This is a genomic window from Actinoalloteichus spitiensis RMV-1378, from assembly GCF_000239155.1.
Classification (GTDB): Bacteria; Actinomycetota; Actinomycetes; order Mycobacteriales; family Pseudonocardiaceae; genus Actinoalloteichus_B; species Actinoalloteichus_B spitiensis.
This window is the reverse complement of the sequence record NZ_AGVX02000147.1, coordinates 1-9255: the sequence shown is the minus strand read 5'-3', so window position 1 is coordinate 9255 and position 9255 is coordinate 1. Positions and strand designations below refer to the sequence as shown.

8 protein-coding genes are annotated in these 9255 nt (G+C 73.9%); 1 reads left to right on the top strand and 7 read right to left on the bottom strand.

Annotated elements, in window-relative coordinates:
* Window positions 1–311 precede the first annotated feature (311 nt).
* The 7 genes from purB to purD all read right to left on the bottom strand — a co-directional run bounded on the left by purB (window position 312) and on the right by purD (window position 7424).
* Window positions 312–1745: an adenylosuccinate lyase gene (gene purB / locus ACTIDRAF_RS0207900; protein WP_026065885.1), complete on the bottom strand. Its 1434-nt coding sequence runs from the start codon at window positions 1743–1745 to the stop codon at window positions 312–314.
* A 142-nt stretch (window positions 1746–1887) separates the two neighbouring features.
* On the bottom strand, window positions 1888–2790 hold the full coding sequence (locus ACTIDRAF_RS0207895; RefSeq protein WP_016698185.1) for a hypothetical protein: 903 nt from the start codon (window positions 2788–2790) through the stop codon (window positions 1888–1890).
* A gap of 173 nt (window positions 2791–2963) precedes the next feature.
* Window positions 2964–3830 (bottom strand): hypothetical protein, encoded by an 867-nt coding sequence (locus ACTIDRAF_RS0207890; protein WP_016698184.1) that lies wholly within the window; start codon window positions 3828–3830, stop codon window positions 2964–2966.
* Entirely contained in the window at window positions 3830–4375 is a 546-nt protein-coding gene (locus ACTIDRAF_RS0207885; RefSeq protein ID WP_016698183.1) for an RNA polymerase sigma factor, read from the bottom strand. The genes ACTIDRAF_RS0207890 and ACTIDRAF_RS0207885 overlap by 1 nt, the downstream gene beginning before the upstream one ends.
* Before the next feature lie 436 nt (window positions 4376–4811).
* The gene (locus ACTIDRAF_RS0207880) at window positions 4812–5306 is read right to left on the bottom strand and encodes a DUF3093 family protein (protein ID WP_016698182.1); all 495 of its coding nucleotides are present in this window, start codon (window positions 5304–5306) and stop codon (window positions 4812–4814) included.
* A gap of 234 nt (window positions 5307–5540) precedes the next feature.
* Window positions 5541–6056 carry a hypothetical protein gene (locus ACTIDRAF_RS0207875; RefSeq protein ID WP_016698181.1) on the bottom strand — a complete coding sequence of 172 codons (516 nt, stop codon included), beginning with the start codon at window positions 6054–6056 and terminating at the stop codon, window positions 5541–5543.
* Between the two features lie 108 nt (window positions 6057–6164).
* Window positions 6165–7424, bottom strand: a complete 1260-nt coding sequence (purD, locus tag ACTIDRAF_RS0207870; protein ID WP_016698180.1) for a phosphoribosylamine--glycine ligase — start codon at window positions 7422–7424, stop codon at window positions 6165–6167.
* Between the two features lie 208 nt (window positions 7425–7632).
* Between purD and ACTIDRAF_RS0207865 the strand changes: the two genes are divergently transcribed.
* Window positions 7633–9252, top strand: coding sequence for a Na+/H+ antiporter (locus ACTIDRAF_RS0207865; protein ID WP_026065884.1), 1620 nt, complete (start codon window positions 7633–7635; stop codon window positions 9250–9252).
* Window positions 9253–9255 lie beyond the last annotated feature (3 nt).

The following is a 9255-nucleotide window of genomic DNA, read 5'->3' as shown; positions in this document are numbered from 1 at the left end:
GGGCGGCCCGCAGCTCCCCCACGGCGTCGAGCAGGCGCGCCCGCAGGGCCGGCGCCGCGTCCAGGTCTACGTGGAAACCGCCGGCCGCGCCGGCGCCCCCGAACGCGGCGGGCAGGGCCAGGGCGACTCGTGCGGACATGCGCTCACCTCCACCATCCAGTGGACCAGCGCCCTGGTCAAACGGTGGTGTGCCGCCGGAGCCGAGCTGGCGGATGCCGGTTCAGGGTGGCCCGGCGTCCATCCCGCGTCCGGGGCCGGTCAGGGGGCGGGCGCGACGTCCTGCCGGACACCGGTGTGCCGGGGGCGTGCCGTCAGAGGATCGGCGCGGGTGCGTAGCCGGCGGCCGTGGGGTGGCGTTCGACGAGCTCCTCGACGCGGCGGGCCACCGCGTGGGCCTGCGGGCTGGCGGCGCCGGTGAAGGACAGCCGGTCGGCCAGCAGCGCGTCGAGCTCGGACCTCCCCAGCGGGAGCCGCTCGTCGGCGGCGAGCCGGTCGAGCAGGTCGTTGCCCCTGGCGCCCTCCTCGCGCATGGTCAGCGCCGCCGCGACGGCGTGTTCCTTGATGACCTCGTGCGCCTGCTCCCGGCCGACCCCGGCTCGCACCGCCGCCATCAGCACCTTGGTGGTGGCGAGGAAGGGCAGGTAGCGGTCGAGTTCGGTGGCGATCACGGCGGGGAACGCGCCGAACTCGTCCAGCACGGTGAGCATCGTCTCCAGCAGCCCGTCGATCGCGAAGAACGCGTCCGGCAACGCGACCCGGCGGACGACGGAGCAGGAGACGTCGCCCTCGTTCCACTGGTCGCCGGCCAGTTCGGAGGTCATCGACTGGTAGCCGCGCAGCACCACCATCAACCCGTTCACCCGCTCGCAGGAGCGGGTGTTCATCTTGTGCGGCATGGCGCTGGATCCGACCTGGCCGGGTTTGAAGCCCTCGGTGACGAGTTCGTGGCCGGCCATCAGCCGGATCGTCTTGGCCAGGCTGGACGGGGCGGCCGCCACCTGGACCAGGGCGGAGACCACGTCGTGGTCCAGGGACCGGGGGTAGACCTGACCGACGCTGGTCAGCACCTGCTCGAAGCCCAGGTGGTCGGCCACCCGGCGTTCCAGTTCCGCCAGCCGCTCCGGGTCGCCGCCCAGGAGGTCGAGCATGTCCTGGGCGGTGCCCACCGGGCCCTTCACCCCGCGCAGCGGGTACCGCTCCAGCAGCTCCTCCAGCCGGCGGAGGGCGGCCAGCAGTTCGTCGGCGGCGGTGGCGAACCGCTTGCCCAGGGTGGTGGCCTGCGCGGCGACGTTGTGCGACCGCCCGGCCATGACCTCCTCGCCGTGTTCCAGGGCGAGCCGGGCCAACCGGGCGAGCAGCGCCACGGTGCTGTCGCGCACCCAGAGCAGGCTCTGCCTGATCTGGAGCTGCTCGACGTTCTCCGTCAGGTCCCGGGAGGTCATCCCCTTGTGGATCTGCTCGTGCCCGGCGAGCGCGTTGAACTCCTCGATGCGCGCCTTGACGTCGTGGCGGGTGATCCGCTCCCGCGCCGCGATCGACTCCAGGTCGACCTGGTCGATCACCCGCTCGTAGTCGGCCACCGCCCCGGCGGGCACCGGGATGCCGAGGTCCGCCTGGGCGGTGAGCACCGCCAGCCACAGCCGTCGTTCGAGCACGATCTTGTGTTCGGGGGACCAGATGGTGGCGAGGTCGGCGGAGGCGTAGCGGCCAGCCAGCACGTTGGGGATACGGGGCTTCGACGTCACGTCAGGGGAGCTTACGGAACACGCCGGGAGGGGGGACGGCGGCGGCCCGCACCGGGGCCAGCGGGGCGGACGTCGACGACCCCGGGCCTCCCCTGGGAGTCCCGTCCAGCCGGCCGGTCCGGGCGGGTCGTTCCGGCGCCGCTCACCGCCGTGGCCGCAGGTCGATCTCCGGATCGGTGGCCAGCGCGGCCAGGATGTCGAAGCCGGGAGCAGGCAGGGGTCGTTCGTCCGTCGTCCGGCCGCCCATGTCGTAGGTGTAGCTGGTCATCATGAGGGTGCTGCCGTCCGGTCGGAAATGGGTGACCGACCACAGCATGGGCGGGGCCTCGTGCTCGTTCAGCACTTTCACCGAGTACTCGAGCAGCGAACCGTCGCCGACCAGCTGGTACCCGCAGGTCTCCTGCTGCTCCTCGCAGGGGTGGTCCGATGGTCCCGGTGCCGCGCCGGGGAAGGTGTGCTGGAAGACCACCTGTCCGTGGCCGTACCCGTCCTCGAACCCGAGGTTCCCGTTCACGTGCGTCTCGCCATCGACGAAACCCGGCCCCTCGTTCCCGATGTAGTCCACGGACAGCGCGGACAGCTCGGGTGCCAGCTCGGCCAGCCGCTGCTCCAGGTAGGGGACGACCTCCGCCGCCCGGGCCGCCATCTCCTCGGCCTTGGTCGCCGGTGGTTCGCCCTCCTCAAGGTCCTCGGGAACCCAGTCCGCCGGCGGTTCGTCCAGCAGGTCGGGCGGCAGCCACGAGCGCCAGTCGTGGTGCCGGAGGATCTCCCGCCGCTCCGCGGCCCCCGCCGGCTCCGGTGCGGCGACCGAGCTGGCGGGTGCGGCCGGGACGAGCCGGGAGATCACGTCCGGACCGTCCAGGAAGGTGGAGGAGGCGAGGAGCAGCGCGGAGACCGACAGCACACCGCCGGCGGAGGCCAGCGCCGCCCGCCGGTTCCTGCGCCGCTCCCGGCACCGCTGGAGCGTCCGCTCCAGGTCGAGGGCCATCGGGGGTTCGTCGGATGCCACGTCCCGGAGCCGCTGGCGTACCTCGTCCTCGTCCATTCCTTCGTCCTCTCCCGCGCCCGACCCCTGTTCCCGGCGGCGGTTCGCGATCTCCTGTCCGTGCTGCGGGTGCTGCTGTGCCGAGGTGCCGGTGCGGGTGGGTGGTCAGCCCGGCAGGTGGGTGTCACCGGTGGTGGGGGTGGGCCGGAGCGGGCGGCCCACCCCCGTGCGGATCAGCCGCCGGTCCGCAAGTCGATGTCCCCGTCCGTGGCCAGGTCGGCCAGCCCGTCGAAACCGGGGACGGGCAGCGGCCGGTGGACCTGCCCGGTGGGGAAGTCGTAGTTGTAGCCCCAGACCGAGAGCACGGAACCGTCCACCCGCAGGTGGTCGACCGCGTAGAGCATCGCCGGGGTCTCCTCCGGCCCCCAGCTGCTCACCGCGTACATCACGGCCGACCCGTCGTCGAGCAGCTCGTGGCCGCAGGCCTGGGCGGCGGAACAGTTCAGGTCGGGCGTCGCGTCGTCCCAGACACCGGGGAAGTTGTACTGGAAGGCGACCTGGCCGGGGCCGTGGTCGTCCTCGTAGCTCACCTCGCCCATGACGTAGTCCTGCCCGTCGTGGAAGCCCGGCCCCTCGCCGCCCAGCTCACCGATGGTGACCTCGGTCGCTTCGGGTGCCAGCTCCCTGACCCGCTCCTCGATGTGCGGGGCGAGTTCGGCGGCCCTGGCTGCCAGTTCCTCGGCCGAGTGCGTGGGGGGCTCGGCCTCGACCGGTGTCCACCCGGTCGGCGGTCCGGCGGCCAGCCCGGCGGGCAGCAGCTCGGCCCAGTCCCGGCCGGGTTCTTCGGCGGGCGGCGGGGTCGGCGCCGAGGAGGAGGCGACGACGGGCTGGTCGGCGAAGGCGAGGCGCACGCCGTCACCGGACAGCAGCCCAGGGCCGACCAGGACCGCGCCGGAGACGGCGAGCGCTCCGAAGCCCGCCGCCACCACGGCCACGGCGTTCCCCCGTCGGCGCCCCGTGCCCGGGCCGACGTCGTCCGACGGCTCCCGCCTGCCGGCGGAGTCCCGCTCCGCCGTCCTGCCGCTGTTCTCGTTCATCATCAACGTGTCCTCTCCACGACCAGCTCGCCCGCGCCGTAGCCCAGGCGCACCAGGGCAGCCCGGAGGGCGCTCAGGCCGCGAGCGGTCTGGCTCTTGACGGTTCCCTGTGAGCACCGCAGGACGGTGGCGGTCTCCGCGACCGAGAGGTCCTCGAAGTACCGGAGGACGATCGCGGCCCGTTGCCGAGGCGGCACCTCGGCCAGTGCCCGGCGGACCAGGTCCCGTTCCCACCGCCGTTGTCCCCGTTCGGCGGGATCGGAGCCCTGGTCGGGGACGTCGGGAACCGCGTCCACGCGGTTCTCGCTCCGCCGCCAGGGCCGTCGCACCTCGTCCAGCCAGCACCGCGTCAACACCTTCCGGACGTAGGCGTGCACCGTGTCCCGTCTGCTGACCCTCGTCCAGGCCTGGTAGAGCTTGACGAAGGCGGTCTGCACGAGGTCGTCCGCGAGGTGCCACTCACCGCACAGCAGGTAGGCGGCGCGCCTCAGGGGCGCTGCCTGCCGCTGGGCGAACTCGCGGAACCGTGCCTCGTCCTCGGCCCGCATCCGCTCCCCTTCCCGCGATACCAGTCTTCTCACGCGGGGCGGGGGACCGAGGTTGCACGTACGGGCGACTTCTCGCGCGGGTTTCGTCGGCCGGGGCCCGGCTGCCCTTCCGACGCGCCTCCCGGAGGTGGTTCGCGGTCACGCACGCCAGGACGCGCCACGGCAGCGGAGGCCGGGCCGGGCCGGTATCGCGAACGGGTGGGTGGAGTGGCCGGGTGCCGGGAACCGCCCCAGCGGGCGGGGCACCCAGGCGTGGCGGGGGAGGCGGTGGGGAGCGGCCGTCGCCCCTGGACCAGGACACGACGGGCACCGGCCGTCCCGAACGGAGCGTGCTGTGGCGGCCCGGTCCCGAACCGGCCGTCCGCGCCGTTACGCCGGTCCCGGCGCGCGCCGCACGCTCACCCGTCGACCCCGGGCCGGACCTGGACCGGGTTGATCAGCGACGAGCACGCTCCAGGGCGCGTTTCAGCTCCACTGGACGGGAACAGACGACCAGGTACTCCCAGCCGTCGCTCATGGTGATGCGCACGCCCTCGCCGCCGCGCATGACCAGGGTCCGCTTGCCGCGTCCCGAGACCCGCCACCCGGAACCACCGAAGTCGGCGGCGCGTTGGGGCCCGGCGTCCTCGACGGCGGTGATCTCGGCCGTCGGCAGCCTCTTCCGCACGATCGGCCTGGCCACCAGGACGAGCTGCCGCTCACGGACCTCGACGTCTCCGCTGGAGAGCAGGATGAAGAGCCCGGACAGCGCCCCGGTCACGACCCCCACGACCAGCCCGGCGACGTTCTCCTCGACGAAGAGGTGCAGGCAGACCACGAGCACCACGGTGCCCACTCCGACGACGAGCCCCACGACCCTCACCCAGGTGGGGGCGGGAAGCCGCTCCCGGTGGAGCACTCCACCCTGGCTGGCCTCGTCCCTCGAACCCACCACACCATCCCCGTTCTCCCGATCGCGCCGCCCGCTCACCCTAGTGGGCGGACGTGCTCGGCGAGGCCAGTTGCTCGAACGGTCTCGTGTTCCGTCACGCGGTGCCCGCGACCGACCGGGTGCCCCCTCGGGCACGCCCGGTGAGGCCACTGGGCCGACCGGACGGTGGGGCGTCATCCCACCGGGCGGGAGACCGCGGGCACGGCCCCCGAGCCCGGGCACCGGCGCGAGGGATCAGCCACCGCGCAACTCCTCCAGGGCGAGCAGGAGTTCGTCGGGCTCCGAGCAGACCACCAGGTAGCGACGACCGTCCACGAGCTCCACCTCGACGCCCTCGCCGGCCGTCATCACCAGCGCCCACCGGCGCCGCCCGATCCGGCACCAGCCGAGGACGGGCAGCTCACCGGAGGTGAGGGGCTCCACCCGACCGGAGCGGCGCGACCGGGCGATGTCCCCACCGGCGACCGTGCGCCACAGCCGGGGAGGGCACCGCAGCACCAGGCCGTGCCCCCGCACCGAGACGCTGGCGCCGGCGGTCGCCGCGAACACCGTGATCGCACCGCCGATCCCCGCGCCGACGAGCAGCGCCGTCGAGGACAACCCGACGAGGACGTGGGCGAGCCCGATCGCCACCACGACCGACGCGCCGGCCAGCACGCCCGCCCACCGGAGCAACCGGGGCGCGGGCAGTCGTTCGTGGAACAGGACCGTGGAACGGCCGGGGTTCCGGGCGGGGCCACCGTCACTCACCCCAACCCCCTCGAGGCCCCGCCACCCGCCGCGTGCCGACCAGGGGCGAGACCGCCGGTAAGCGTAGAGGAGCGGACCGTGGCCGGTCGCCGCACCGGGAACTCCCCGTCAGCGGGACGCGGTGACCTCCCCGTTGACGGCGCGCAGCGCGATGTCGCCGCGGTGGTGGGAACCGGTGAGGTGTACGAGCGAGACCCGCTCGTAGGCGTCCCTGCGGGCGGAGTCGAGGTCGGGACCCGTGCCCACCACCGACAGGACGCGCCCACCGGCGGACACGACCGCGCCGTCATCCCGGCGTCGCGTACCGGCGTGCAGCACCCCGTCCCCCTCGCCGCCGGAGATCACGTCGCCGGTCCTCGGCCTCCCCGGGTACCCCTCGGCGGCGACGACCACGGTGACGGCGGCGCCCTCCGACCACTCCAGCGGTGGCAGCTCGGCCAGCCGACCCGAGGCCACCGCGGTGAGCGGCCGGGACAGGGGGGTGCGCAGCAGGGCCAGCACCACCTGGGTCTCGGGATCGCCGAAGCGGCAGTTGAACTCGATGACCTGCGGTCCTGTCGAGGTCAGCGCGAGACCCGCGTACAACAGGCCCGAGAAGGGGGTTCCCCTCCTGTCGAGCTCCTCCGCCGTGGGGCGCACCACCCGCTCGACGATCTCGTCGACCAGCCCCGGGTCCGCCCACGGCAGCGGCGCGTAGGCGCCCATCCCACCGGTGTTGGGACCGGAGTCCCCGTCGCCCACCCGCTTGAAGTCCTGCGCGGGGAGCAGTGGCACGACGGTGGTGCCGTCCACCAGGCAGAACAGGGACGCCTCCGGGCCGTCCAGGAAGGATTCCAGCAGCACCGGGTGGCCCGCGTCGAGCAGGGTCATCGCGTGCGCCCGCGCCGTGTCGAGGTCCGGGGTCACCACCACGCCCTTGCCGGCGGCGAGCCCGTCGTCCTTCACCACCCAGGTGGGGCCGAACCGGGCCAGCGCGGCGTCCAGGCGGGCGGGGTTGTCCACGACCTCGCTGTGGGCGGTGGGCACACCCGCCGCCGCCATCACGTCCTTGGCGAAGGCCTTCGACCCCTCGATCGCCGCCGCGGCCCTCGACGGTCCGAAGCACAGGATGCCCGCCGCGCGGACGGCGTCGGCGACCCCGGCGACCAGCGGGACCTCCGGGCCGACGACGACGAGGTCGGCGTTCCACCGCCGGGCGAGCACGGCCACCGCGTCCGGGTCACCCTGGTCCACGCCCAGGGTCTCCGCGAGCGTGGCGGTACCGGCGTTGCCCGGGGCGCAGGCGAGCGCGGTCACCTCCGGATCGTGGGACAGCGCGAGCAGGAGCGCGTGTTCGCGGGCGCCTGAGCCGATAACCAGGATTCGCACGAGGCGCGAGCGTAGTCGGCCCGCCCGGGAGAACCGGCAGGAACCCCGGTCGGGGGCGGCCGGGCACCCCTGTCGCCCCCGACCTCGGTCCCGGACGCCGTCCACGGCTCGCGTGTCGGGCGCGGCCGGCCCGCCGGTCCTAGAGTCGGACCGGAGCCGGCGCCGCGCGGGTGGCGGACCCCGCGGACGGGTGGAGGCGGTGGTGCGGATGGGGCCTCTCCTCGTCGTGCTGCTGTGCGCCCTGACCGTCACGGCGTTCGCCCGGCGCCGGAACCTCACCGCGCCGCTGCTGCTCGTCGTCGTGGGACTGGCCGCGTCGGCGCTGCCCGGGACGATCGACGTCGAGATCCCGCCGGAGCTGCTGCTCACCGTCGTCCTGCCACCCCTGCTCTACACCGCGTCCCAGGACAGCTCGCTGATCAGCTTCCGGGAGAACTTCCGCGCGATCGCCCAGCTCGGCGTGCTGCTGGTCATCGCGGGCACGCTGGCGGTCGGTTTCCTCGCCTACGCGCTCATCCCCGGCCTGCCGCTGGAGGCCGCGCTGGTGCTGGGCGCCGTGGTCTCGCCGCCCGACGCGGTGACGGCGTCGGCGGTCGGTCGGCGGCTGCGCCTGCCGCGCCGGGTGATGTCCGTGATCGGCGGTGAGAGCCTGGTCAACGACGCGGCCGCCCTGAGCCTGTACCGGGTGACGGTGGCGGCCGCGGTCGGCGCGACGGGGTCCCTCCTCGAGAGCGTCGTGCTCTTCGTGGAGGCGGCCGTCATCGGCACCGCCCTCGGGTTGGTGCTCGGCGCGGCCGTGCACTTCGTCCGGATGCGCCTCGACGACCCGGAGGTGAGCACCGCCCTCAGCGTGGTGCTGCCGTTCGGGGCGTTCCTGGTCGCCCAGGGACTGGGCGGTTCCGGTGTGCTGGCGGTGGTGGCGGCCGGACTGTACGTGGGACACCACAGCCCCCGGGTGGGCGTCGCCGGTCGGCTCCAGGAGCAACAGGTGTGGAAGACGGTGAACCTGCTGCTGGAGAGCCTCGTCTTCGCGTTGATCGGCCTGTACCTGAACCAGATCCTGCGGGAGACGGCGAGTTTCACCGCGAGCGGCTGGACGCTGGTGGGGTCCGGGGTCCTCGTGCTCGCCGCCGTCGTCGTCTTCCGCGTGGCCTGGCTGTTCGCGATCACCTACGTCCCGGGCCTGTCCACGCTGTTGGCGCCCACCCGACCCAGCCAACGGCTGCCGGTCAGGCAGACCGCCGTGATCGCCTGGACCGGTATGCGCGGGGTGGTGACCATGGCGGCGGCCGGCGCGATACCGCTCACCACCGAGGCCGGCGACCCGTTCCCGGCTCGTGAACTCGTGCAGTTCCTCGCCTTCTCGGTGACGATCGGGACCCTGCTCCTCCAGGGGCTCTCGCTGCCCTGGCTGACCCGTCGCCTGGGTGTCCACGACGGTGGCGAGGCGGAGCGGGACGCCCGCGCCGAGGCGGCCGCGCGAAGGCTGGCGACCCGGGCCGCGGTCCGCAGGCTGGACGAACTGCTCCCGGTGGACCCCGTGCACGGCCGCGGCGGGGAACGGGAACGCCTGGCGGCGCGGCTGCGCGGGGTGATCGAGTACCAGGGCCGCGCGGCGATCCGGCAGATCGGTCGCGACCCCGCCGAACGGGGGGAGAGCGGCCACCGCGAGTTCGTGAGGCTGCGGAAGGAGCTGCTCGACACGCAGCGGGCCGCGTTGATCGCCCGCCGGGACACCGGCAAGCTCGCTGACGAGGTGTTGCGCCGCATCCTCCACGAACTGGATCTGGAGGAGGCGGCGCTCGACAACTCCTGGCGGAACCGTTGAGGT

Coding starts and splice junctions, on each gene's coding strand:
- ACTIDRAF_RS0207895 (WP_016698185.1), bottom strand. CDS start 2,790: ATGGACGAGGACGAGGTACGCCAGCGGCTCCGGGACGTGGCATCCGAC.
- ACTIDRAF_RS0207865 (WP_026065884.1), top strand. CDS start 7,633: ATGGGGCCTCTCCTCGTCGTGCTGCTGTGCGCCCTGACCGTCACGGCG.
- ACTIDRAF_RS0207890 (WP_016698184.1), bottom strand. CDS start 3,830: ATGATGAACGAGAACAGCGGCAGGACGGCGGAGCGGGACTCCGCCGGC.
- ACTIDRAF_RS0207885 (WP_016698183.1), bottom strand. CDS start 4,375: ATGCGGGCCGAGGACGAGGCACGGTTCCGCGAGTTCGCCCAGCGGCAG.